Source organism: Marinomonas aquiplantarum, assembly GCF_003314975.1.
GTDB classification, from domain to species: domain Bacteria; phylum Pseudomonadota; class Gammaproteobacteria; order Pseudomonadales; family Marinomonadaceae; genus Marinomonas; species Marinomonas aquiplantarum.
In genome coordinates, this window is sequence record NZ_QNRF01000001.1 from 448,530 (window position 1) to 474,454 (window position 25,925).

At 45.9% G+C, this 25,925-nt stretch carries 24 protein-coding genes; 15 read left to right on the top strand and 9 right to left on the bottom strand.

The annotated features are described in order from the left end of the window. Positions 1-45 precede the first annotated feature (45 nt). From DFP76_RS02150 to DFP76_RS02170, 4 genes are all read left to right on the top strand, one after another. A complete protein-coding gene (locus DFP76_RS02150; protein WP_113873031.1) occupies positions 46-1,395 on the top strand; it encodes an extracellular solute-binding protein in 1,350 nt (449 codons plus the stop codon). A 347-nt stretch (positions 1,396-1,742) separates the two neighbouring features. Continuing rightward, a complete protein-coding gene (locus DFP76_RS02160; protein WP_113873033.1) occupies positions 1,743-2,609 on the top strand; it encodes a carbohydrate ABC transporter permease in 867 nt (288 codons plus the stop codon). A 10-nt stretch (positions 2,610-2,619) separates the two neighbouring features. After that, complete coding sequence (locus DFP76_RS02165) at positions 2,620-3,582, top strand: carbohydrate ABC transporter permease (RefSeq protein WP_113873034.1); 963 nt, start codon at positions 2,620-2,622, stop codon at positions 3,580-3,582. A gap of 145 nt (positions 3,583-3,727) precedes the next feature. Next, a complete protein-coding gene (locus tag DFP76_RS02170; protein WP_113873035.1) occupies positions 3,728-4,837 on the top strand; it encodes an ABC transporter ATP-binding protein in 1,110 nt (369 codons plus the stop codon). 10 nt (positions 4,838-4,847) lie between these two features. Here DFP76_RS02170 and DFP76_RS02175 read toward each other — a convergent pair whose 3' ends face one another. The 5 genes from DFP76_RS02175 to DFP76_RS02195 form a co-directional block, all read right to left on the bottom strand. Continuing rightward, complete coding sequence (locus tag DFP76_RS02175; RefSeq protein ID WP_113873036.1) at positions 4,848-5,315, bottom strand: GNAT family N-acetyltransferase; 468 nt, start codon at positions 5,313-5,315, stop codon at positions 4,848-4,850. Beyond that, complete coding sequence (locus DFP76_RS02180) at positions 5,312-5,626, bottom strand: type II toxin-antitoxin system RelE/ParE family toxin (RefSeq protein WP_113873037.1); 315 nt, start codon at positions 5,624-5,626, stop codon at positions 5,312-5,314. Before DFP76_RS02180 ends, DFP76_RS02175 begins: the two co-directional genes overlap by 4 nt. Beyond that, on the bottom strand, positions 5,614-5,871 hold the full coding sequence (locus DFP76_RS02185; RefSeq protein ID WP_113873038.1) for a type II toxin-antitoxin system Phd/YefM family antitoxin: 258 nt from the start codon (positions 5,869-5,871) through the stop codon (positions 5,614-5,616). The genes DFP76_RS02180 and DFP76_RS02185 overlap by 13 nt, the downstream gene beginning before the upstream one ends. Positions 5,872-6,138: 267 nt before the next feature. Continuing rightward, positions 6,139-6,303, bottom strand: a complete 165-nt coding sequence (locus tag DFP76_RS18230) for a GFA family protein (protein ID WP_245931846.1) — start codon at positions 6,301-6,303, stop codon at positions 6,139-6,141. A gap of 42 nt (positions 6,304-6,345) precedes the next feature. Continuing rightward, positions 6,346-7,248: a LysR family transcriptional regulator gene (locus tag DFP76_RS02195; protein ID WP_113873039.1), complete on the bottom strand. Its 903-nt coding sequence runs from the start codon at positions 7,246-7,248 to the stop codon at positions 6,346-6,348. A gap of 99 nt (positions 7,249-7,347) precedes the next feature. Between DFP76_RS02195 and DFP76_RS02200 the strand changes: the two genes are divergently transcribed. Then, entirely contained in the window at positions 7,348-8,511 is a 1,164-nt protein-coding gene (locus DFP76_RS02200; RefSeq protein WP_113873040.1) for an MFS transporter, read from the top strand. 87 nt (positions 8,512-8,598) lie between these two features. Here DFP76_RS02200 and DFP76_RS02205 read toward each other — a convergent pair whose 3' ends face one another. Beyond that, on the bottom strand, positions 8,599-10,080 hold the full coding sequence (locus DFP76_RS02205) for a pectate lyase family protein (RefSeq protein ID WP_113873041.1): 1,482 nt from the start codon (positions 10,078-10,080) through the stop codon (positions 8,599-8,601). Positions 10,081-10,235: 155 nt separating this feature from the next. Further along, a complete protein-coding gene (locus tag DFP76_RS02210) occupies positions 10,236-10,994 on the bottom strand; it encodes a sulfite exporter TauE/SafE family protein (protein WP_113873042.1) in 759 nt (252 codons plus the stop codon). A gap of 152 nt (positions 10,995-11,146) precedes the next feature. Between DFP76_RS02210 and DFP76_RS02215 the strand changes: the two genes are divergently transcribed. Next, on the top strand, positions 11,147-12,199 hold the full coding sequence (locus DFP76_RS02215; RefSeq protein WP_113873043.1) for a bifunctional transcriptional activator/DNA repair enzyme AdaA: 1,053 nt from the start codon (positions 11,147-11,149) through the stop codon (positions 12,197-12,199). 155 nt (positions 12,200-12,354) lie between these two features. After that, on the top strand, positions 12,355-12,762 hold the full coding sequence (locus DFP76_RS02220) for a gamma-glutamylcyclotransferase family protein (protein ID WP_113873044.1): 408 nt from the start codon (positions 12,355-12,357) through the stop codon (positions 12,760-12,762). Here the strand turns inward: DFP76_RS02220 and DFP76_RS02225 are convergent. Beyond that, a complete protein-coding gene (locus DFP76_RS02225; RefSeq protein ID WP_113873045.1) occupies positions 12,737-13,891 on the bottom strand; it encodes an aldose 1-epimerase family protein in 1,155 nt (384 codons plus the stop codon). The two genes, DFP76_RS02220 and DFP76_RS02225, sit on opposite strands and share 26 nt — an antisense overlap. Positions 13,892-14,124: 233 nt before the next feature. On the opposite strand from DFP76_RS02225, the gene DFP76_RS02230 reads away from it, so the two are divergent. After that, entirely contained in the window at positions 14,125-16,110 is a 1,986-nt protein-coding gene (locus DFP76_RS02230) for a methyl-accepting chemotaxis protein (protein ID WP_113873046.1), read from the top strand. A 111-nt stretch (positions 16,111-16,221) separates the two neighbouring features. Here the strand turns inward: DFP76_RS02230 and DFP76_RS02235 are convergent, their stop codons facing one another. Next, on the bottom strand, positions 16,222-17,646 hold the full coding sequence (locus DFP76_RS02235) for a coniferyl aldehyde dehydrogenase (RefSeq protein ID WP_113873257.1): 1,425 nt from the start codon (positions 17,644-17,646) through the stop codon (positions 16,222-16,224). A 148-nt stretch (positions 17,647-17,794) separates the two neighbouring features. On the opposite strand from DFP76_RS02235, the gene DFP76_RS02240 reads away from it, so the two are divergent. From DFP76_RS02240 to DFP76_RS02270, 7 genes are all read left to right on the top strand, one after another. Then, positions 17,795-18,415: an SGNH/GDSL hydrolase family protein gene (locus tag DFP76_RS02240; RefSeq protein ID WP_113873047.1), complete on the top strand. Its 621-nt coding sequence runs from the start codon at positions 17,795-17,797 to the stop codon at positions 18,413-18,415. A 378-nt stretch (positions 18,416-18,793) separates the two neighbouring features. Next, on the top strand, positions 18,794-19,702 hold the full coding sequence (locus tag DFP76_RS02245; protein WP_113873048.1) for an NAD(P)-dependent oxidoreductase: 909 nt from the start codon (positions 18,794-18,796) through the stop codon (positions 19,700-19,702). A gap of 483 nt (positions 19,703-20,185) precedes the next feature. Then, complete coding sequence (locus DFP76_RS02250; protein WP_113873049.1) at positions 20,186-21,778, top strand: ABC transporter substrate-binding protein; 1,593 nt, start codon at positions 20,186-20,188, stop codon at positions 21,776-21,778. A 118-nt stretch (positions 21,779-21,896) separates the two neighbouring features. Further along, a complete protein-coding gene (locus DFP76_RS02255; RefSeq protein WP_113873050.1) occupies positions 21,897-22,907 on the top strand; it encodes an ABC transporter permease subunit in 1,011 nt (336 codons plus the stop codon). Positions 22,908-22,921: 14 nt separating this feature from the next. Next, the gene (dppC, locus tag DFP76_RS02260; RefSeq protein WP_113873051.1) at positions 22,922-23,812 is read left to right on the top strand and encodes a dipeptide ABC transporter permease DppC; all 891 of its coding nucleotides are present in this window, start codon (positions 22,922-22,924) and stop codon (positions 23,810-23,812) included. A 10-nt stretch (positions 23,813-23,822) separates the two neighbouring features. Then, positions 23,823-24,791: a dipeptide ABC transporter ATP-binding protein gene (gene dppD / locus DFP76_RS02265; protein ID WP_113873052.1), complete on the top strand. Its 969-nt coding sequence runs from the start codon at positions 23,823-23,825 to the stop codon at positions 24,789-24,791. Further along, positions 24,788-25,789: a peptide ABC transporter ATP-binding protein gene (locus DFP76_RS02270; protein ID WP_113873053.1), complete on the top strand. Its 1,002-nt coding sequence runs from the start codon at positions 24,788-24,790 to the stop codon at positions 25,787-25,789. Before dppD ends, DFP76_RS02270 begins: the two co-directional genes overlap by 4 nt. Positions 25,790-25,925: the final 136 nt, after the last annotated feature.

Consider the following 25,925-nt stretch of genomic DNA (forward strand, 5'->3'; position numbering starts at 1 on the left):
AAAACGTTCGGAAAACTCGTATAAAAATAACATGAGGAAACGACAATGAATCAATCGCTGACGATCACCCGTTCCATGCTGCTCAGTGGCTTATTACTGAGCCCATTATCCAATGCTGCTACGGTTGAGTTCTGGACGGCACAGACTCAATCAGATCGACTGCAAACCATTGAACTCTTGGCCAGCACCTTTGAAGCCTTAAACGATGGTGTCACCGTCAAGGTGGTGGGCGTAGACGAAAACGAAATGGCTACGCAAATGGCAGCGGCCGTTGCAGCTGGGACCACACCGCAATTAATCGAAGTGAACTCCGAAATCATCATGGCATTGGGAGAAGAGGGCATTGTCGACACACAAACTCACCAAGGCGTTATTAACGACATAGGTAAACGCCGCTTCCATACCGGTGCCCTAACCACCTTGACATCTCCACAAGGGCAATACTATGGCTTGCCGTATCATGGTTGGATTCAAGGCATTTGGTACCGTAAAGACTGGTTTGATGAAAAAGGGCTCGCGGCACCTAATACTTGGGAGAACATCGCAACCGCTGCCAAAGCCCTGACCGATAAAGCCAACAATCAATACGGCATCTTAGTTGGCACCAAGCAAGATAGCTACACAGAGCAAGTGTTCACACAATTAGCCCTGTCCAATAATGCCGCCGAATTTGATGCTGAAGGTAATTTAGTATTTAACAGCCCAGCGACCCTAGAAACCATCCAATATTATAAAGACCTCGCCCAGTATAATCCTCCAGGACCACAAAATTGGCGCGCACGAGATTACTACCTACAAGGTAAAATGGGCATGTTCTTCTATTCCACCTATATTATGGATGATTTGGCCCTTGCAGAAGTCGCCAAAGGCTCCTTATCTTCCGAGAACTTCAAAGAGTTAAGCGGTGGCACCTTCGACCCAGAGTTAGTCAAAAACACCGCCTTTGCGCCCATCATTTCCCATAAAAGCGCAGCCTCTTACGGCACCTTATCTGGACTCGTGGCGCTGAAAACCAGCCGCGCGGCAGACGCCAAGGCAACCAAAGACTTCATTGAGTTTATGTACGACCCTGCCAGCTACATTACTTTTCTACATATGGCGCCCGGTGGCATGAACCCTATGTTGAAGGGCATTGCCGAAGACCCAGCCTACTTAGACGATCCAAACGGTGTATTCAAACTCTACGGTGCAGACAAAATGAAGCAAATTGTGTCTGGGTTTGATGACATTCGTTCTTTCTCTGTGGTCGGCGGTAAAACCTTCCCGGCTTCAGGCGCCATTTTTGCCAAGTCAGTTATTCCTCGAATGATTTATGACGTCACGATTGAAGGCAAAGATCCTCAAGCCGCACTAGACAGTGCAGAGGCGGAAATGAAAACCATCATGGGTGAATAGACAATAGACCCCCTCCCAGCCTCCCCCTTAGCAGGGGGAGGAGCAGACTGTTGTTATTCCTTCCCCTTATCTTCAAGAGGAAGGTTTGGGTGGGGTTGTTATTCCTTCCTCTTATCTTCAAGAGGAAGGTTTGGGTGGGGTTGTTATTCCCTCCCCTTATCTTCAAGAAGAAGGTTTGGGTGGGGTTGTTATTCCTTCCCCTTATCTTCAAGGGGAAGGTTAGGATGGGGTTGTTAATTTTTTAACCCCTTCTAGCCAAGGAGAGAGTATTCCTAGGAACTTCTCGCTATCTCCCCTTGTTAAGGGGAGGGCTAGGGTGGGGTCAAATGTAAAAAAGGGAAGCAAGTATGTCTTCTGTCTTAATAAAAAATGAATCTAGATTGGGACTAAAACTGGTTGCTCCAGCGGTCGGTATCATAGGTCTGTTGGTGATCTACCCCATTTTATTCAATCTGTACCTAAGCTTTTTCGATGTGCAGCTCAATGGCAATAAAACCTTTGTCGGACTGGACAACTATACGCAGTTGCTGGGGAATCCACGCTATTACCATTCGGTTGGCGTGTCTGTTATTTACCTCATCGGCACCGTCATCGGCACCACCGTATTAGGGTTGGCGGCGGCCATTCTGATGAACCAGACCTTTCGTTTTCGCAACTTGGCCCGAGGTTTAATTCTATTGCCTTATTTCGCGCCTGTGATCAGTGTGGTGTTTGGCTGGCAATTCATCTTTGATCCCGTAAATGGCATTTATAACCATGTGGTAGTGGACGTATTGAACCTAACTAACGAAAGGGAAAACCTAATTGGCAACCCAGATTCAGCTCTGTTCGTGGTGATCTTATTCGATATCTGGAAACACTTTCCCATAGCCTATTTGCTTTTCTTAGCCAAGCTGCAAAGCGTGCCAAAAGACCTGTATGAAGCCGCCGCGATAGATGGCCAAAACCCGTGGGGACGTTTCTGGCATGTGACGTTACCTGAGCTTAAGTTTGTCATCGCAACGGTAGTTTTATTGCGCGTTATTTGGAACCTCAATCGGTTTGAAGACGTCTACCTGCTCGCCCCAAATGTCGAGACCTTGCCAATTTTCACCTATTACCAAGCCTTCGCTGGGATCGTTGATCAAGGCGCAGCCGCGGCCATTTCAGTGATTCAATTGCTGGTATTAGTTGGCTTAATTTGGTTGTACGTTCGCAAAGTACTCAAGTGGTAGGAGACAACTCATGATGAATAAGCGCACGCCCCTTCAATCCGTAATCTTGTACACCTTAGTGCTCGCGTTGGTAATCTTTTGCGTGTTTCCATTTTTGCAGATTCTATCAACCTCCCTTAAACACCCCATTGATTGGGGCAATCCATCACTCATTCCACGCATATTACACTTGGACGCTTATAAAGAATTACTCGGTTTAATGCCAGCAAAAGAGATTGATGTGCCCGCCAGCATCCAACGCTTACTGGACAATCCAGCCTTGTCAGCAGAAAAGAAACAGATGCTATTGGCGAAATTCAGCTCAGGGGGAGATGTTTTCCCGTTCGGACGTTATATGCTGAATACCTTCGTAATTTCCTTTATTACGGGTATTTGTTCAACCTTTTTAGCCTCACTCGCAGCCTATGCCATTGCCCGATTGCGCTTCCCCGCCCAATCGCTGATGGCCAACGGCGTGCTCTTTGTTTATATGGTGGGCGGCGTTTTGCTGATGGTGCCGCTCTACCAAATGAGTGTTAACGTGGGATTGGCGTCCAGCGCAGGCGGCACAATTTTCAGTTTGTTCTTAATCTATCTGATTCAAACCTTACCCGTTGCCATGTACATGCTGGGTAATTATTTCCGCACCATTCCTTTTTCATTGGAAGAAGCGGCCATGATGGACGGCTGCTCAAGGGTCGAAGCTTTCTGGCGCATTATCATGCCCTTATCCAAACCCATGTTGTTTACCGTGTTTATCTACTGTTTTGTCATCGCTTGGAACGAGTATTTATTCGCCTCAGTGTTTCTAAAACAGTATCAAGATTTCCACACCTTGCCCTTGGCATTACAAACCTTATTCACCTCAAAAAATGCCATCTGGGATCGCATTATGGCGGCCTCCATGTTGACTCTGTTGCCCGTCATTATTTGCTTTATGTTGGCCAATCGACATTTGTCGGGCGGACTCACAGACGGTGGAGTGAAAGGCTAAACAACTAACAAAATAAAAAACGTCACGAGCGAAGATCAGACAAGGAAAAAGTGAGCGAAAAAGCGGAGTTTATAGTTATAAATGAGCATTTTGAGCGAGCTTTTGACGCAGTATCATCGAGCGCAGTCGTTTTGAGGAGTACAAAATGAGTTCTGTGATTTTAAGAAACGTCAACAAATCCTACGGTAATTTACCGATAGTGAAAAACCTCAATTTGGACGTAAAAGACGGTGAGTTTGTGGTCTTGGTTGGCCCTAGTGGCTGCGGAAAAAGCACTACCTTACGCATGGTCGCTGGATTAGAAGACATTACCCAAGGGGACATTCAGATTGGCAATAAGACAATTAACGATTTACCGCCCCATAAACGCAACATTGCCATGGTGTTTCAAAACTATGCTTTATATCCGCATATGTCCGTTCGGGAAAACATCGTCTTTGGCCTGAAAAAATCCGGTGCCGATGCAGACACCATCAAGAACAAACTGGCGGATGTGTCAGAAATGCTCAAACTCAATGAGTATTTGGATCGCAAACCTGCTGACTTGTCCGGCGGTCAGCGCCAACGGGTCGCTATGGGACGCGCGCTGGCTCGTGATGCTGACGTTTACCTGTTTGACGAACCGCTTTCTAACCTAGATGCCAAACTGCGTCACCATATGCGTACTGAGATCGCGCGTATTCAGCATCAATACAACATGACCGCGATTTACGTGACCCATGACCAGATCGAAGCCATGACCCTAGGCGATCGGGTGGTGGTGATGCGTGACGGGATTGTTGAACAAGTCGGCACGCCGATGGACATTTATCTGCAACCCACCAACACCTTTGTTGCGACCTTTATTGGTTCTCCAGCAATGAATCTGATCGAGGCCAAGATTGAAGGCGAAGAGCTGGTATTCGACAATTATCGACTGCCTGCGACAAAAATCGCCAATGTCGACATGCACTCACTCAGAGCGCATGACAGTGTCCTAGTCGGCATTCGTCCTGACTTTTTTGAAGACAGTACCTTATCATCACCAAGCGATAATCTATTTGAATTCAACAATATAGAAGTAAACCTTGTTGAAAACCTCGGCTTCGACAAAGAAATCCTCTTTAAACTCGGCGGTGAAGACGCCAAAGCCCGACTCGACCTACGCTCTCACGTCAAACGCCAAGAGCACATTTCCTTGTCCGTGGATCTAAATCGAGTCTTACTGTTCGACACCAGTACTCAAGGTATGCTGCTGAATGCGGGGGAGGTTTAAAAGCGGGCGATTAACACGACAAGGAGGCGACCATTGAATAATTGATTAATTCTTGGTGGTTCCTGATCACACTATTTTCTGCTTGGATTTCAAAGCCCCTTTTTAGGAAGAAGGACTTAGCGATTTTACTCGCTTCCACAGACATAGTTTGACAGCCATTTTCTATTGCGGTGTTTCTTGCATAATGAAAAAGTGCCTTGGCGACACCTTGACCTTGGTAGTTAGGATGTACGTATAGGCAATCGATATGACCATCTAATTCAAGCTCGATAAAGCCGATAGCAACATCATCTATGGTTGCCACAAAAGGTCTGGTTCTTTCTAGCCGCGCTTCCCACATAGGGTAATCTGGCGGTGAGGGCGACCATGCTGCTAACTGCTCTTGTGAATAGATGTCTAAGCTGATTGCATGCACTGAATCATGAAAAAGATCCGCGATGGCTTTTGCATCGGAGGTTTTGAAATGTCTTATTTTCATATGGTTTTTTTATTTGATTCGACTATGTATCGCCGTACCTCTCTTTCCTGACGAAGCACATACAAAATATAAACGTCTTCCTTTTGAATTTTATAAAAAATACGACAAGGATTAACAATCAATTCACGATAGGCAAATTCTTTTATTTCTTCAGGAATACGACCAGATAGGGGAAACGTATCAAGCCTTTCAACAGCAGCGAAAATGTTTTTTACAAGTGCTCGTGCCGCCTTAGGATTCGATAATGCAATGTATTCGGCTAGTTCATTTAGGTTCTCAAGAGCTGGCTCCGTCCATATTACTTGAGCCATTTAGACATTTTCTCCTTAGCATCATCATGAGAGAGTGTTCGATCATCCTGTATCGCAGCTTCTCCACGAGCAATCCCTTCTAATATTCCCATACGTTCAAGCATGAATTCATAATCTGACACATCAAGAAGATAAGCTGATGGCTGACCATGCTCTGTAATCAATACAGGCTCTTTTGATTGATGCAAATCCGCTAGAACCTTAGTAGCCTGCCTTTTTAAGGTTGTCACTAATTCTGTTTTCATAAAATAAACAGCCTATAAATATAAATGTATCACTATAGTAGCACTTTATAGATAAGGTAAAAAAGATCCGGCTCACTCTTACGCCATCCCCGCACCTATGGTTGCTCTTACTGGTATGCCTTCAATCTCGAAACCCGCCAAACAATAAGCATTGATACCAAAGTAGTCGGGTGATACGCGTTTACAGTGAAAAGGGTAAATTCCGCAAGTTTTGCAGAAGAAATGCCGCGCTGTTTTAGTATGAAATTGATATTCAATCAGGCTATCTTAGCCTTTGATGAGTTGGAATTTGCTTTCATGGACTTTTACCATGAGTGCATTTCTCCGAATACAAATAGAACAATCACAGGTCGTCAACTCTGGGGCATCGGTAATGATTTTGAATTCTACGCTTCCACAATGACAACGTCCTAAATGTTCCTTTTCTTGCATAGCGTACTTCCTTTTCTCTCTAGACGAAGGGATAGCTCACCGTCAATGTGATGATAGTTTCTCTACCAGATAATCAATAAAGACTCGCACACGCTCCGGCATGTGTTGTCCGCCAATGAAAACCGCATGAATCACTTCCTTGTCTTGAGGGTTATAATCTTCTAATAAGGGGATTAATTCGCCTGATCTAATGGCATTTTCAATGTGAAAGTTACCCACTCGTGTGATGCCAATATCCTGCATTGCAAGTTCCACTAAGGTGTCACCATTGTTGGCGATCATGTTTCCAGAAATGGGCAAAATATAATGTCGTCCCTGATCACACATTGGCCAACCAGGTTCTAGGCGATTAAAACTAAAGTCTAAACAATTATGCTGTTCAAGGTCGGCTGGGGTTTTCGGTATGCCAGCCTTTGCCAAATAGTTCGGTGTGGCCACTATGGTTCGCCCCGTTTGCCCTAAACGGCGGGCACTCAAATTGCTATCGGGCAACTGACCAAAGCGAATCGCAACATCGATGTGTCCCCCTTCTACGTCACTGATCAGATCACTGACTTCGATTTCTAGCTTAATGTCTGGATAGCGCGCTAAAAATTCCTGATATAAGGGAACCATAGTTAATCGACTGTGCGCGGCAGCGGTACTTATTTTAAGTAAACCGCTCGGACGTGCTCGATTGGCAATGGCCGACTCTGTCTCTTCAAGGTCATTTAGAATGCGCCGTGCTGCCAAGGCATAAGCTTCCCCCTCACTGGTCAAATGCAAATGACGCGTCGTTCTTACAATAAGTCGTACACCAAGACGTGTTTCCAGTCGCGTCATCATGCGACTCACCGCAGAAGGGGTTAATCCCATTTGTTTACCAGCAGCACTCAAACTGCCAGTGGTTGCCACCTTTAGAAAGGTTTCCATTTCAGTGGTTTTATCGACTTTCAACTGTTTCATTTGTGAATCCAATGCAAAAGAGATTGACACAAACCCTATCTATTCAAAGGAAGCATCTCTAGTTATATTCCCCACAATCATAAATCAACGGGAATTAAGATGAAAATTAACTTACCTCTATTGGCGTTAGCCATTGGTGCATTTGGCATAGGTGTGACCGAGTTTTCGCCCATGGGAATGCTGCCAACCATTGCAAATGACCTAGGCGTCTCCATTCCAACCGCAGGCATTTTAATCAGTGCTTATGCTTTTGGTGTATTGGTCGGCGCGCCTATCATGACCTTGGCTTTTGCCAACATGCCGCGCAGACGTTTACTCCTGTTATCCATGGCAATATTTACCTTGGGTAACTTAATCAGCGCACTTGCAGACAGTTACGCAACCTTATTGATCGGTCGTATCATTACGTCATTCAATCATGGCGCCTTCTTTGGGGTTGGTGCTGTGGTTGCCACCAGCATAGTACCAGCCAATAAACGGGCAGGGGCGGTAGCTGCTATGTTTTCAGGCCTGACCCTTGCCACCATTGGCGGTGTGCCTTTGGCCAGTTACATTGGTAGCACTATCGGTTGGCGCATCGCCTTTTTTGGAATCGCCATTATTGGTGTGATCACCATGCTTGCTCTCAGGTTCAGCTTACCGCCACTGGCCAACACGGAGAAAGCAAACATACGTCATGAGTTGAGTGTATTAACTCGCGGCCCAGTGCTCGCGGCATTATTGCTCACTGTGGTTGGCGCCAGCTCGATGTTTACCGTGTTCACTTACATTGTGCCGATTTTGCAGCAAGAAACATTAGCATCAACCACCTTTGTTACCGCGATGTTAGTGCTCTACGGTGTAGGGTTAGCAGTAGGGAATGTGTTGGGGGGACGCTTTGCTGATAAATCTCTGTACGGTACCTTAATTGTGTCTCTGGTAAGCGTCACTGTCTTGTTACTGTTTTTCTCCATCGCCATGACATCGGCTTGGATTACCGCTCCGCTGATCTTTTTCTGGGGTGTCGGCAGCTTTGCAGTGGTGCCGCCATTACAATCCCTTGTTGTACAGGAAGCCAGCGAAGCACCTAATTTGGCCTCCGCTATGAACATTGGCGCATTCAATCTGGGTAATGCAATCGGCGCGGCTCTTGGCGGTGCGGTGATCAGTGCGGGACTCGGTTTACCTGCGGTTTCCATTGCCGGTGCTGCCACCGCCATCTTAGGGCTAATGATGACAGTCTTCTTAAATCGACGACGTCAAGCAACTCAAGTATTGGCATAAAAGTCCATAACGTCATTCTGACAATCTCAAAAAGACATAACCGCCGACAGTATTATCTCGACGGTTATGTTTTTTTATTTAAGCATCCTACAACTTACCCGCTCCAGCGTTGGCTGTTACATACTCAATGACCTCACTGGCAGGTAAAACCGGAGCAGGGCCATACAAGTTTGGCTGCCAACCCACGTCTTTCGATAAGAACTTACCACTAACTCGATTCGCCTCTTCAATAATGTCCAACATCTGACCGTTGAACATAGAACCTCGATCAAATGCCACGTCACCTTTCATATGACCAATCGCATTCGCTGGCGTGCCATTCGCAATTTCGAATACGTTTGCTTCTGAAAAAATCGCAGAATGTTTCCCCGCACCCAATGCTTGACGCAATATATTGTGTTTAGGCTTCGCCGTTAATGAGTTCAAATGACGCTCATAATTATTGCCACCTTGACCATCACCAGAGGCGTCTCCCACAAAGTAATTGTTATAGCTGTGGACTTGTCCGTAACGCACCCTTGGCATCCGCTGACCTACATTTTCAAAGTAGTTACCATGTAGTGTCACTCGTAAATAACCATTATCTTCTGTCTTTTTATCACTGTTTCCTATGAGCATGGCTTTATCATGATCATGGAAATAACTGTTTGATATGGTTACCAAATCTGCCTGATTGGTAATGTCGATCAAACCATCGTGATGCTGTACTTTTTGAGTGATTTCATTTTGCGGGAAAGGGTAAAAAGGGGGGAACAAGGCGTCAGGTCGATCGCCGTCAGAGAAGGTGCAATGATCAATCCAGATGCGCTTAGCGCCACTAATAGAGATCAAATCGTATTCTGCATTCCAACGACCACCACGGCATTTTTGTGGTCCAATATTGGCATTCACATACTCTGCCTGACAACCTGGGTAACTGCTGTCGATTTTAAAGCTGTCGCCTGGATCCCATCCAGGAAAGTAATCAAAGGCATCTTCAAAATGAATATTACGAATGATGACATTCTCTACACCCACATCGAGGTGAAGCATGCCTTTAACTATTTTTGCATCGTCTCCCAGACCAATCAAACTGGTATTAGAGGGAACCTTTACTACGACCTGCGCTTTTTGTCGGTCTGCAGATGCTTGTCTGGCCTCTTCTTGAGAGCCTGACAATTTACGGTTTGGACGGCCTTTAACCAACGGCTTGATGTTCCAAATACTCGGAGCATAAGCCGCTTTATACTGCTCAAATCGGTAGGGTGCGACACGATAGTCTTTTTCGGTGAGCTCTCGCCCAGAATCATCAGAGGAAAGATTAATGGTGCCACGGATCTGAATAATGCTAGGCGAATCGCCTGATTCAGCTAACGCCGCAACAAACTCTTTGCGATTGGTGACAGTATAAAAGTGCTGTTCACTGGCCTGTGAACCACCCAATAAAGGACCTTCTGCGCCAGCCCAACCATATTCAGCTGGCATAGCTTGCTGACTGATATTGTGTTTAGTAGAGCCTACATCTAGGGTTGAACATCCGGCGATTAAGCCCATCGCGAGACACGATGCGACTAAAAAGTTTCTATTCATGATTTTCTCCAGCTACGCAAAGCCCTCAAGCCTTGCCGTCTTATTGTTATTATTCAGCGCTGACAAAGGCATAAATAGCCCTTGCCAGAGATTAAGACTAGCAGAAAGAAACACAAAAGAAACATTGTTTTATTTTTTAAGGGGTGCCGTTTTTATTAACTCATTAAGGCGGCGACACTGCCACAAACTGTCATCACAAATAAAAACCATTTCAGATGATTGGGATTGGCCTTCAAAGCAAACTTCACGGCAAGGTGAGAGCCCAACATAGTGCCTGACGCTAAGATCAAACCAGGTAGCCATAGAATCTGATCATTCCAAATGAAAACTCCCAAAGCCAACGCCGTAAACCCCAGAGTACACACCATTTTTAAGGCATTTGTGCGCACAAGGTCATAACGTAATGTCCCCGCCAGAGCTGCAATTAGAATAAAACCCACACCCGCTTGTACAAAGCCGCCATACACACCAGCAACAAATAAAGCGACCCAAGCACTTGGCTTTTGTGACACTTTAAACGGCACTGTGCCTTCTGGTGGTGCAACCAAAGCAGGTCGAATAATCATGAGTAAAGTCATGCCAATCATGGCACTGAGTAATAAAGGTTTTAGCCACACTTCGGGCGCATAACTGGCCGCAAAAGCACCGACCACACCACCTAATAATGAGGGAATCATGACTGGTAGAATATCAGCATTATCCAGTTTCTTAGCTTTGCGAAAGCCCAAGGTAGCCGAGACATTCTGTAAAAAAACACCCACACGGTTGGTGGCATTGGCAATGTCCGCCGGCATACCCATTACCATTAGAGCTGGCAAAGTTAGGTTAGAACCACCACCAGCTAAGGTATTAATAATACCCGCTATAAATCCAGTTCCAATTAACAAACTAATCGTAAATACACTGTAGTCCATGCTGCATCCTTAAGAGCACTACAAAAGGGCACTTATCATATAGTGTTGTAAAGGATTAATCCTAATAAAAATACTTGTTCAATTTTCGGTTGTTCCCATTCTGACATTAACGCTACTCTGTTCCTCATATTGAGACAAAGAGACACTCGAGCATGCTGATCACTGACCGCCAACAAGCTGATGAATATTACCAAGCTCTGATAGAGCGAGACTCAAATTATGTGGGTTGCTTCTTCGTTGGCGTAAAAACCACGTCTATTTTTTGCATTTCCACCTGTCGTGCTCGCAAGCCTAAACGTGAAAATGTGAACTTTTACACTCACTTTAAAGACGCCATGGACGCGGGCTTTCGCCCTTGTAAAGTCTGCCGACCAACAGAAAACAGTCAACAAGCACCGCCAGAAGTCGAAGCGGCGATGAATCTAGTAAGAGACTGTACGAAAGCCAAGATTACCGATCAACAATTACGAGAAGCAGGTATTCGACCGATTTTTGTCCGCCGCTGGTTTAATCAACATTACGGCATGACGTTCCAAGCTTTTCAACGCATGTATCGTATCAACTTCGCTTACCACGAACTAAAAAGTGGCAAGACGGCGACCCATGCCGCGTTGGATTCAGGTTATGATTCCTTAAGCGGCTTTGGTTACACCTATAAAAAACTATTGGGTCATTCCCCCACACTAAACCGGGAGCAATCTGTGATTTTAATTGACCGACTTACCACCCCTATTGGTCCTATGTTCGTGTGCGCTACCGACCAAGGTATTTGCCTTCTGGAGTTCGTTGATCGCCGTATGTTAGAAACGGAATTTGAAGACTTACAGCGGCGTCTAAAAACCACCATCATCAATGGTGAAAATCAGCACATCATCCAATTAAAAGCGGAACTCGACGAATATTTTGCTGGCCAACGCCAACACTTTACTGTGCCTTTGCATAGCCCCGGCACCGATTTTCAAAACCAAGTTTGGCAAGTCCTGCAGACTATCCCATATGGTCAAACCGCCAGTTACCAAGAACAAGCGATCAAGCTGGATAACCCCAAAGCTGTGCGAGCCGTCGCTAGGGCCAATGGTATGAATCGCATAGCCATTGTCATTCCTTGCCATAGAGTCATTGGAAAGGACGGCAGTTTGGTGGGGTATGCGGGTGGTTTAGAACGGAAAAAATGGTTACTTGAACACGAAAAGACCCATGCTTAAGTTATCTTTTGTATCTCACTGCAAGGTTTTCTGCCCCCTTTTCAAGGATGCGTCATAGCAAGGTAATTTTTCAGCAAAGCTGTTTCCTGTGGCTTGAATTTCACCTGTAATAAGGCCATTTTGTGCGCTTTTACAGCTAAAGATGGAATTCAACCATGTCTACACACATAGTTGCCGTATATGGAACGCTTCGCGAAGGCTTGTCGGATCATGGCCTAATTGCCGACTGTAAACGCATTGGTTTGGGTTGGCTCACCGGCTTTCGTATGCACAATCTTGGGGACTTCCCTGCCATTGCCCCGACCCTAGACGAAAGTGGGCGTATCCGCGTGGAATGGTATCAAGTAAGCGATGAATTATTGGCCGAATTGGACCAATTACAGGGCTTTGATGAAAGCGCATTAAAACAGTCTACTCATACTCGTAAGCGGATTTTCACCCCTTACGGTAAAGGCTGGATATACATTTATAATCAATCATTTGGTAATGCGCCCTACATGGAAGCGGGGGACTGGACCCGCTTCCTAAAAGAGCAATCTAATCCAGCGCCACAACCGGCTTAGACGAGATTTGAGGAGAAGTTTGAGCTTGTAGTTCCTCAATGCGTGTTCGGCTCTCAGCGACTTCTTGTTCATTTGTGAATAGACCAAAACGAACACTAAATTGTTTTGACTCTCCGGCCTCGATGGTCGGCACTAAACCAAGTGGTCGCTGGTAAGCACGGTTATAGGCAAAACTGGTTCCCGGTTCAATCCCCACTACATAACCCTGTTCGAACGTATCGGTATTTTTCCAGATCGTTAATACCGGCAAGGTGTCGGTTGCATAACACACTTCAATCGCTTGGTTCCCTTGAGCATTGTGCATCAAAGCATACGACAAGCCATCCGAGTCACTTAGAGGGCGGATATTAAACACCATTTCATCAAAGTCTGCCGTCGGCGCAGGCATTTCTGACCAGTCTTGCAAGCCACTTGCCGCATACTCATTAAAAGGCGAGAGCTCAGCCACTGGCACATGCAAACGTGCGCCTTCTTCTAAAATGGGGTGGGCAAAATTATTATGATAAATCGCTTGGTACTCACGAGGGTAACTTCCCTTATTTACCAAACGATCTTTGACATCAAGATAAGCTCGATCGGGCGTCAATGACAGCTCGGTATGCAATTCAAAATTGGTAAATTTAAAACGCTTTTCATCGACTCGACCACGCAGTGTCACCCGATAAGGGGGCGTTTGCTCTACTTCTAGAATCACCTCATCAGCGGGGGTGTTTTGAATACGTCCATGCAAGGTTAGAAATTCATCGCCATCTTGACCTGGGTGCCCTGCCCATTGATAACCACAACGTACCAGCATTTCATTAAACCCATCTAGCCAGCCAAGACCACCAGACGCTTCCTGATTAATAAAACTCGGATGCACGACTTCCTTCACGGGGGAATCCCAACCAAAACGAACGCCGTTACGAGTAGCCTCTAAAATCGCCATGCCACGAGTCGGCACAACTCGTACAACCGTGTCACCAACCGTCAGTTGAATTACCCGAGAACCGGCTTGTTTTCCCCCTACTAAACAGGTCTGTTCTACCTGTATCGGGATTTCTTTAGGCAATCCCATTAATTCAGCACTCAGTGACAAATTTGCGACATCGACTTGCTGTTTCTGACTCAGCAAAACCAGTTGAAACATTGCATTACTCCCAACAAAATTTGCCACATGCTAACGTGTGCTCAATTTAAATTCTATTAAATCATCATCCGCCTCTTCTTCGAATTGGCACTATGGTTGCAGGGTAAATACTGACACAACGACCCATTATATTGTGTCAGGTTCATCATTTGGGTATGTCGCTCTTTGCTTTAAAAGCAAGCCAGATAGGTTCACATTCCCCCACTCGTTGTCGTAAGAAGATTGAGGTCACTATGAAATCCCCTATCAAAATTCGTCAGCAAATTAATATCGGTCTTATCACGATATTACTGCTTGCCCTCGCTAGTATTTATCTCGTCATTGAAATGAAGGTCAAACCTGATCTTACCGCAGAACGCCAACGGCAAATTTCGGTTAACCAAAAAGCCCTAAGTGATTTGCTCGATGCTAAGTTAGAAAAAATACAACTGCTGACCAGTACCTTAGCTTTAGCCGGTGCCCAGCTCCCAAAGGAAGAAAGCTTATTTAAGAAGATTTTTCCCAGCATTATTAACAATCATAATGATAAAAGCATAGCCGGAGGTGGGATTTGGCCAGAACCCTCAGCGTTTGCGAAGGGTGTAGAACGTCGCAGTTTTTTCTGGGGCCGCGATGGTGCCAATATGACTTATCTGGATGACTACAACGACCCAACAGGGTCCGGCTATCATAATGAAGGTTGGTATACCGTGGGGAAAACCGCAGCGGTGGATCTGTGTGCTTGGTCTGAAGCTTACATTGACCCCGTCACACAAATTCCAATGGTCACCTGTACCATTCCAATGAAAGAGCGTAATCAGTTTACCGGGGTCACCACCGTTGACATGATGCTCGATGGTGTCACACAAACACTGGAACAATATGGCAAAGAAAACCAAGGATACGTTTTTGCCATTGACCATACCGGGCAAGTATTGAGCTTTCCAAAAGGACAAGCTGATTTGGTTAAATCTGATGGCAGCATGTTGACTCGCCAAGAATTAGCAGAGCAACTCCCTTGGCTCAAACCCGCATTAATTAACGTAACAGACAAAGAAACCGTCATCTCTTTAAGTCACGACGGCATACTCGGCGGAGCGGCCTATGTCGACCTCGTTCGTCACCCCGAAACAGGCTGGACTATAGGCCTCGTCGTACCCAAAGCTCGTATGACTGAAATTGCCCAAAGCATGGGGCTCTTCTTAATGCTGGTCATTGGTGCGTTATTAATTGTCGTCAGTCTCATTGCCATTACCTTCTTTAGACGCTTATTAAGTCAAATCGATCAGACCAAAGCACAAATTCAAGAACTCGCCGATGGTGGCAGCAATCAAGCACTCTCTGTTGGCAAACTCAATGAGCTGGGTGAGCTACGCCAGGCCGTAAATGCTTATGGTGATAAGCTCAAACAACTCTTGGCACAAATCCACATTGAATCGGCTAACTTGGTGAAAGATGCCGGAAGCCTAAACGACTTTAGTAACAACTTCCTTGCTAAAGCCAATAGTTTAAGTGATGAAAATACCACCTTAGCCGCGGCCACAGAAGAGCTAGGGGCAACCTCTCACGATGTGGCGATGTATGCCAATGAGACAAAAGAAACCGTTGAACGCATTCACCAAGATGTACGTAGCAGTGGCGAAGAAATGAATACCGTGATTACCACCATGCGAAGTCTAATGAACGCCATGACCAATGCTCAAAACAGTATATTGAAACTGGATGAAGACAGCCGTCAGGCAAATGGCATGTTAGGCGTCATTCGAGACATAGCCGAGCAAACCAATTTGTTGGCACTTAACGCGGCCATTGAAGCAGCTCGCGCTGGTGAAACGGGTCGCGGCTTCGCTGTTGTCGCCGATGAAGTACGTAATCTCGCAGCAAAAAGTGAAAGCTCTGCCGTGGAAATTGAGCAAGTGTTAGGCCGTTTACAGGTGACATCAAAAGAGTCGGTAAGCTCCATGGAACTTGGGCACAGTGAAACGGAAAGAGCCGTTGCGACCGCCGAATCCACCGCCACACACTTACAACAAGTAGTGAATGCTTTCTCACAAATTACGGACCAAGCCACACAAATCTCCGTGGCAGCCAGTGAGCAACAAAAAGTCTCACAGGAATTAAGCATGTTTGTCGCAAGGCTGCAGGAATTAACTGGTAGCAATGCCACCGACTCCAGTCAACTCAGTCGTATGAGCCAAGAAATTGATGCCATTGCAATACGCCTCAATGCATTAAAATAGCAACCATCAATAAGCTGCTTAGACTGAGGTTTAGTAGACTTATTCGCACCTTCCCTAAGCCCTATGTGTTCTATCTTAGATTCATAGGGCTTTTTTAAAGCCAGTTCGGCATCACAAATGCGGCCAAAATTTCGCCAAAATACGATGCACCCATCGATTATAAGGCGGGGCAATAAGAGTGACCAAATTCACACCTGACTTACGCAAAACCGCTTTATTATGTGAAAAGGTTCGGAAGCCTTCTTCGGCATGATAGGCCCCCATGCCTGAATCACCCACTCCACCAAAAGGCAGGTCAGATTGAGCCACGTGAATCAAAGCGTGATTGATCACCAAGCCGCCACTCGCAATGCTTTGCTCACACCGCTGTTCGTCTTCTTTATACCGTGTAAATAAATACATTGCCAAAGGACGAGGGCGTTGCTGTATGTATTGAAAGCCTTCGTCTATGGTCTGGTAAGTGAGTATCGGTAATATCGGCCCAAAAATTTCATCCTGCATCACCGCGAGTTCTTCTTTAGCCTCATGCAAAACATGCAACGCCAGCTTTCCTTCTAAGGTAGAAGGCCCTTGTGGAAGAAGGTTGTCGCATTGGACGCCAGACGCTTGTGCTTCTTCTAGGTAGCCTTGCAACCGTGTGAGCTGTCGGTCATTAATAATGCTGGTGTAATCTGGGCTGGCAATGCCTTGCGGATATTGATCTGCTAATACCTTTTTAAGGTGTTCAATTAGCTCCGCTTTTTGTGACTCATGGCACAACACGTAATCCGGTGCGACGCAGGTTTGTCCTGCATTCACTAACTTAGCAAACACCAACTTTTTCGCGGTATCCGCCAAATCAGCAGATGGTGTTATCAAGAGAGGTGACTTACCGCCCAATTCCAAAGTGACGGGGGTAAGGTGCTGAGCGGCATTTTTCATCACAATGCGGCCAACATTGGTTGAGCCGGTAAACAGCAAATGATCAAATGCCAATTGACTAAATTGATTGGCGATATCCGCTTCACCTTCTACCACTTCGGCCCATTCATCACCGCAAGCGGTTTGTAAAATTTGGCGTAATACTTTGTTGGTCGCCGGACAAAACTCCGACACCTTCAACATCACTCGGTTACCTGCCGCGATGGCACCAACGATGGGCCCCAAAGACAGCAAAACAGGGTAATTCCAAGGCGCGATCACACCCACTAACCCTTTAGGTTGATAAAACACCTTGCCAGTGGCTGGCCAACTGGTCATATGCAAAGATCGTCGACTCGGCTTCATCCATTTGTGCAGGTGCTTCAAGGCATGTTTGATTTCCCCAAACAACGGCACCAACTCAATCAAACGTGATTCGGCATGGGCGCGACAGCCGAAGTCTTGCTGTAATGCGTCCAACAATGGTGTCTCAAACTCTAATAGGGTTGTTTTCAGGTTCAACAATAACTGTCGTCTCGCCTCTTCAGAAGGATAAGGCTTGGTTCGAGTCAATGATTTCAAACGAGTGAAAGCCGAGTTAAGTTGGGCTTCCGTATCAATAATTGTGCTGGTCATGTCCGCCTCAAAAGCATTATTGGTTTTATTGTTAATCCAAGCGCACCCGACAAAAAGGAAATTGTCCATTTATTGATCAGTATCGTTTCCTAACCCACGGTGGTTGGCTACACTTTAATCTACTAAGAATAAGAGCAAGGAGCGTATTATGGCAACCATACTCTGTTATGGCGATTCTCTCACTTGGGGCAGCGTTCCAAACGGCGGTCGCTACCCTAAACATCTGCGATGGCCTTCCATACTGAATAATTTACTTGGCTCACAACACCAAGTCATTAATTTTGGGTTACCTGGGCGAACCACTATATGGAACGATCCTTTTTTAGAAGGACGAAATGGCTTAGCCTATCTGCAAGCCGCACTGGAAACCTTCGGGCCTGTTGACCTTCTTATCATCATGCTGGGCACCAATGATCTAAAGCGTCACTTCAATGTCGGTGCTTACGAAGCCGCAAAAGGCGTGGAAAAGTTGATCGCAAAGTCAAGAATGCCAAGTGATCATGGATTCCCGAGCCCAAGCCTGTTGATCATTGCTCCACCAAATATTTTATCCCCAAAAGGTGCAATGTCTGAAAGCTTTAGCGGCGCCACTGAAAAATCCCAATACTTTCATCAACATTACCAAGATATTACCTCACAGAATCAATGTCGCTTCTTAAACTCCGCAGGTGTGTTACAACCCAGCGATATCGATGGTGTCCACTTAGATACTCAAGGGAATGAGCAACTTGCCAACGCCATTTTCGAACTGATAAAAGACGACATTTGATATTAAGTTATTGTTTTTATAAGAAATTATAGCGTTTGCTTGATGATTTAGAGACATCAGGTAAACGCTCCCTCGCTTTTTTCTTTCGAGTGCACCTAAAAATTGGCAGAAATTAATGGGGGCTTAGATCTTGACAAAAACACAGTCCTAATAATGATTGTTATGAAAAGTTAAAAATTGTACAAAATATGCACGATTACCCGGCGTTTTTTCGATTCAGATGAAATAATCGGCCATGCTTGCATTTCGTTCACAAAGTTATCCACAAGGTAATGAGTACCAATCCTTCACTTCCAATAAACCGATTTCCCCCAGAAAAACCAACTGTATGTCAGAATTTAATGCATTTTGTACCTCAATTTTTAAAATGATCAACGTATGATACAAGGCACATTTGAGAGAAAAAGGACGCATAATATGAAGGTTAGCTTTATCGGACTTGGTACCATGGGATTCCCAATGGCCGGACATTTAAGTAAAGCAGGTCATTCTGTTGTGGTTTACAACCGCTCAGTCGAAAAAGCGCAATTATGGTGTGATCGCTTTGCCGGATCCTATGCAGAAACGCCTGCGGAAGCGGCAAAAGATGCTGACATTGTGCTGACCTGTGTTGGCAATGACAAGGATCTCAAAGACGTTTACTTAGGTCTAAATGGTGCTTTTCAATTAGCCAAACCTGGCACCTTATTCATCGATCACACGACCGCGTCAGCGGAGGTTGCTAAACAACTGCATCAAGCGGCCAATGAAAAAGGCTATGACTTTATGGACGCACCAGTATCTGGTGGTCAAGCCGGCGCCGAGAATGGAGTATTAACCGTGATGATCGGAGGCGAATCTGCTCATCTCGAAACAGCGAAGCCCGTTTTAGACTGCTATGCCAAAGCCACCAGCCTAATGGGCGATGTGGGTCAAGGCCAAGTGGCTAAGATGGTCAATCAAATTCTCATAGCGGGTGTTTTATCAGGACTTTCTGAAGGCATTCGCTTTGCCCAGCAAGCAGGCTTGGACATCCCAACCTTAGTCGATACCCTCAAACATGGTGCGGCGGGCTCTTGGCAATTAGAAAATCGCGGAGAGACCATGGCCAAGGATGAATTTGATTTTGGTTTTGCCATTGAGTGGATGCATAAGGACCTTGGTCTTTGTTTAGCGCAAGCTGAAAAAATGGGACTGAATTTACCCCTGACACAAGAAGTTGATGAAAAATATCAGCAACTGATCAACGCAGGTCATGGCCGCCAAGACACGTCAGTTTTAATTAAAGCACTCGAACAAACATCCTAATGCTTTCTAAACCAGAGAGGTGATACCTCTCTGGCAAAGCCCGTTTCCCCCTATCGCTTTACACACCTTTTTTCCTCTGAGCTCGTCACTTTTTCGAAACCAAGAAAATGAATTTACACTTTTTTGCCTCATTTAGGTTTTTACCTTTCGCGCTTCAGGCCAGATATAACAAGCCTTTACCTTCGTTATCGAAAATCTCTATTCATTAGACGTATAGGTCATATCGTTATTTCGATTGGTCATTGCTGATTGCTTCAGTACTCTTCAATGACGCTGTTTTGACAGTCTGCTCATCGGACTTGTCATATGGCTAAAGGGGGCTCAAGGATGAGGCAGAACAGCCCCATTTAAACTTGGAGTTTGAATGGGGCTTGTTTTATCAATAAGAAGGCTCTTTCCCACCTGATCACAAAAGTAACGAATACCTTAATTCGACTTCCCACGTGCTGAGCACGAATATAATTATGTTAATGGAGAGTTCAAATGAAAAAAGGGCTAGCAAAACTAACGCTCGCGCTGATGACCGCCGGTGCCATTAGTACTACAGCTCATGCGGCTACTACTTTGGTTTACTGCTCTGAAGGCAGTCCTGAAGGCTTTAACCCAGCTTTTTACACGTCTGGTACGACGTTTGATGCAACATCTAAAAACATGTTCAACCGTTTGATGGAATTCAAACTTGGCACAACTGAAACTGAACCAGGCTTAGCGACCAGCTACGATGTTTCTGCCGATGGCCTTGAGTACACTTTCCATTTGCGTAAGGGTGTGAAGTTCCATTCTTCTAAATCGTTCAAACCAACACGTGACTTTAATGCAGACGATGTCATCTTCACATTTGACCGTCAGTGGAACAAAAACAACCCTTATCACACTGTTTCCGGTGGTTCATACGAATACTTCAATGGTATGGGTATGGGTGACCTAATCAAAGACATCGTGAAAGTAGATGACTACACGGTGAAATTTGTTCTAAATCAGCCAGAAGCGCCTTTCATTGCCAACTTAGCAATGGACTTTGCGTCTATCTTCTCGAAAGAACAAGCTGATTACCTAATGGAAAAAGGCACGCCTGAGCAACTTGATATCAACCCTGTCGCAACGGGTCCATTCCAGAAAGTTCAGTACCAAAAAGACTCTTTGATTCGCTACACAGCCTTTAAAGATTACTGGAAAGGCAAAGCCAAAGTGGATCGCTTAGTCTTCTCTATCACGCCTGATGCTTCTGTTCGCTACGCGAAATTAAAAGCCGGTGAATGTGATGTGATGCCGTACCCAAATCCTGCAGATCTTGAGCAAATGGATCAGGATCCAAACATCAATCTAATGAGTCAAGAAGGTCTAAACGTCGGTTATCTTGCGTTCAACACTCAGAAGAAACCATTTGATAACGTAAAAGTTCGTCAGGCGTTGAACTTGGCCACAGATAAGAGCGCTATCATAGATGCGGTTTTCCAAGGCGCAGGTAAAGCGGCGAAAAACCCAATTCCACCCACTATGTGGTCTTACAATAACAACATAGTGGATTACCCATACGATCCAGTGAAAGCGAAAAAGCTATTGGCTGAAGCTGGCTATCCTGACGGTTTCTCAACCAACATCTGGGCTATGCCGGTACAACGTCCTTACAACCCAAATGCTCGTCGTATGGCAGAGATTATTCAAGAAGATTGGTCTAAAGTCGGTGTTAAAGCAGAAATCGTTTCTTACGAATGGGGTGAATACCTAAACCGTTCTAAGAAAGGTGAGCACGAAACCGTATTACTAGGTTGGACTGGTGACAACGGTGACCCAGATAACTTCCTATACGTTTTACTAGGTTGTGATGGCGTTGGTGGCTCAAACCGTGCGCAATGGTGTAACGAAGAGTTCAACGACCTATTGCTAGCGGCGAAGCAAACCTCTGACAAAGCTGAACGTACTAAGGATTACGAGCAAGCTCAAGTGGTCTTCAAGCGCGAAGCGCCTTGGATTACTGTGGCACACTCTGTTGTCTATGAGCCAATCAGCAAAGACGTTAAAGGGTATAAAATCGACCCTCTAGGTGGTCATTACTTCTATAACGTAAGCAAATAAATTGTCCTAATTCGGACAAACAATGCCTACTTGTTGATGAGGGAAAATCAGCAAGTAGGCATTCTGTTGAGCGAGTGAGTCCTCGATCAATTCGTACCCCGAGAGAGCCCGTCCTATTATGTTCCAGTTTATTTTTCGTCGTTTGAGTCTGGTCGTGCCAACCTTTATCGGCATCACCTTACTGACTTTCACGCTGATCCGCCTCATTCCTGGTGACCCTATTGAAGTCATGGCAGGAGAACGCGGCGTAAGTGCAGAGCGCCATGCCGAGTTAAGCGCTCAGCTAGGTTTTGATCAGCCTCTATATGTCCAATATTTCCGCTATGTTGGTGGTGTTTTACAAGGGGACTTAGGCAACTCCTTAATCACCAAAGAGCCGGTAATGAAAGAGTTTCTAACCCTCTTTCCAGCCACCATTGAATTGGCGTTTTGTGCTGCCGTTTTCGCAATTTTAGTCGGTTTACCTGCCGGTATCTTTGCCGCGGTTAAACGAGGCACCGTGTTAGATCACTCTGTTATGACCTTTTCCCTAACCGGTTATTCTATGCCTATTTTCTGGTGGGCTTTGCTGCTGATGCTCGTCTTCTCCGTGACGTTAGGCTGGACTCCAGTGTCAGGACGAATCGATGTGGTTTATTGGATTGATGATGTGACCGGATTTATGCTCATCGATGCGTTACTTTCCGATGAAGTTGGAGCATTCCGTTCTGCCGTCGCCCATTTAATTCTGCCCAGTATTGTTTTGGGAACCATTCCAATGGCGGTGATCGCCCGTATGACACGCTCTTCCATGTTGGAAGTGCTCAGTGAAGACTACATTCGTACCGCGCGGGCCAAAGGCATTGCTCCTTGGCGCGTCATCATTATTCACGCCTTACGTAATGCGCTGATCCCTGTGATTACCGTGATTGGTCTGCAAGTTGGCATTTTGTTGTCCGGAGCAATCCTCACTGAAACCGTGTTTGCTTGGCCTGGCATAGGAAAATGGTTAATTGAGTCCATCGGACGTCGAGATTACCCCGTGGTGCAAGGTGGCATCTTAATTGTGGCCTGTATCATCATCACCGTGAATTTATTAGTCGACATTGCCTATGGCATTGTTAATCCACGTATTAGACACAGTAAATAAAAGGGCGCCGATTTATGTCTTCTCAAACCGTTACTGCGCCAATACCGAAAACACCACTACAAGAGTTTTGGCATTATTTCAGTACCAATAAGGGTGCTGTAGCAGGCCTGAGCTTTATTGTGCTGATTTGTTTTATGGCTATTTTTGCCGATTTTGTCGCACCACATTCACCATCACAACAATATCGTGATGCTCTCCTTTTACCGCCAGCATGGTTACAAGGTGGTAACTGGTCCTTCGTTTTGGGAACAGATGATGTGGGCCGAGATATTCTGTCTCGCTTAATTCACGGCTCTCGTTTGTCTATCTCAGTAGGCATCGTTGCTGTGACCGCATCACTCATCATGGGGATATTGCTCGGACTGATTGCTGGCTACTTCAAAGGCATGATCGACACCATGATCATGCGCATTGTCGATATCATGTTGGCAATGCCAAGCTTGCTACTGGCGATTGCGATTGTGGCTATCTTAGGGCCAAGCATCGTCAATGCGGCATTAGCCATCTCCATTGTCTCGTTGCCGCATTACGTTCGTTTAACGCGAGCGGCTACCATGGCAGAAATGTCAAAAGACTATGTCACTTCCTCACGCGTTATCGGGGCTGGACCACTTCGACTGATGTTTATTTGTATTCTGCCAAACTGTTTGGCTCCCCTTATCGTTCAAGCGACATTGGGTTTCTCCACTGCCATTCTCGATATGGCGGCCTTGGGTTTCCTAGGATTAGGCGCTCAACCGCCCACACCAGAGTGGGGCTCAATGCTGTCCGATGCACTGCAATTCGTACAGCGTGCTTGGTGGGTCGTAACCTTCCCTGGTTTGATGATCCTCATTACCGTTCTGGCGTTTAACTTAATGGGCGACGGCTTGCGTGACGCCCTTGACCCTAAGTTAAAGCAATAGGAGAGGCCAAATGTCATTATTAGAACTCAACAATTTAAGCGTCAAATTTGGCCCGTTCCAAGCCGTTGATAACATCAGTTATCAAGTTGAAGAAGGCGAAGTGCTCGGCATAGTAGGCGAGTCCGGTTCCGGAAAAAGTGTTAGCTCTCTTTCCATCATGGGACTAATCGATTACCCAGGAAAAGTCAGCGCAGAACGCCTGTCTTTTAATGGACAAGATCTACAGGCCATGCCGGAAAAGCAACGTCGTAAGCTCACCGGCTCAGACATTGCAATGATTTTCCAAGACCCAATGACCAGCTTAAACCCATGCTTTACCGTGGGTTATCAAATCATTGAAGCCTTAAAGACCCACCAAGGTGGCAGCAAAAAAGAGCTTAAGATACGAGCCATTGAGCTGCTGACACAAGTGGGGATTCCTGCTCCTGAGTCCCGTTTAGACAATTATCCCCACCAGCTATCTGGCGGGATGAGCCAGCGGGTGATGATCGCCATTGCGATTGCTTGTAACCCTAGGTTATTGATTGCCGATGAGCCCACCACCGCATTAGACGTGACCATTCAAGCTCAAATCATCGACTTGTTGATTGAGCTGCAGCGTAAACAAAAAATGGGCTTGGTCTTAATTACCCATGATTTGGCACTGGTTGCTGAAGTAGCAGATCGCGTGATTGTGATGTACGCCGGTCAAATCGTCGAATCGGGTCCCGCGGCAGAAGTCTTCTCGACACCAAAACACCCTTACACACAAGCATTACTGGCGTCTTTACCTGAGTCAGCGGCCGGTAAGTCTCGACTGGATGCCTTACCTGGGGTGGTGCCTGGACAATACGATAGACCGCTGGGCTGTTTATTAAGCCCGCGCTGTCCTTATGCCACAGAGCAATGTCGTCAAGTAGAACCGGATAACCAAGGCGACCTTCATCGTCAGGTGAAATGCCATACGCCGTTAGATACAGAAGGGAGACCTGCTGCATGAGTAGTAACCATTTAATTCTCGACGCTCAAGAACTGAAGCAGCATTATCATGTGAAACAAGGAGTCTTCAAGCCTGATGCAGTGGTAAAAGCCGTGGATGGCATCAGTTTTCAGCTGGAAAAAGGAAAGACACTAGCCATAGTCGGTGAATCAGGTTGTGGTAAATCGACTCTAGGTCGTATGCTCACCATGATAGAAACACCGACTTCAGGCCGCCTTGAACATATGGGACAAGACCTGCTTAGTCTCAGTAAATCGGCACAAGCGACGTTACGACAGAAGATTCAGATTATCTTCCAGAACCCTTACGGTTCCCTAAACCCGCGCAAAAAAATTGGCAGCATTTTAGAAGAGCCGTTAGTCATTAATAGCCAGCTTTCTAAAGCCGAACGCAAAGCCAAAGCTCTGAGTATCATGGCCAAAGTGGGACTAAAAACCGAGCATTATGATCGTTACCCACACATGTTTTCTGGCGGGCAACGTCAACGTATTGCCATTGCTCGCGGCCTGATGTTAGACCCAAGCATCATTGTTGCCGATGAGCCGGTTTCTGCCTTGGATGTTTCTGTACAGGCGCAAGTGCTTAACCTCATGATGGATCTGCAAACGGAACTGGGATTAAGCTACGTCTTTATCTCTCACGATTTATCAGTGGTCGAACACATTGCCGACAACGTCATGGTGATGTATTTGGGTAAGGTCGTAGAACAAGGCTCAAGAGAAGACCTGTTCAATAACCCTAAACATCCTTATACCTTAGCGCTGCTGTCCAGTACGCCGCAATTGTCTCCAGACAAACGTCGTCAACGCATCAAACTGCAAGGGGAACTGCCTTCACCACTGAACCCGCCTTCTGGCTGTGCTTTCCATGGTCGTTGCCAGTACGCGAATGAACGTTGCCATCAAGAAGTTCCTGTACTGCGCGAAGACCAAACAGGTCATTTGATTGCCTGTCATGCGGTCGAAGAGCAACGCATTGAACTTAGCCAAGCGGTATAGCTTGGCTTGGCACTAAACTCCCACCGAGTATTTGCGTCCGTAAGGGCGCTTTTTTTTGATCGAACCGTTTGATAAGAGAGGCTTAAACAGCGTATAACCAAAGGGCAATATAGATAAATCAGGACGATTTTTTTAG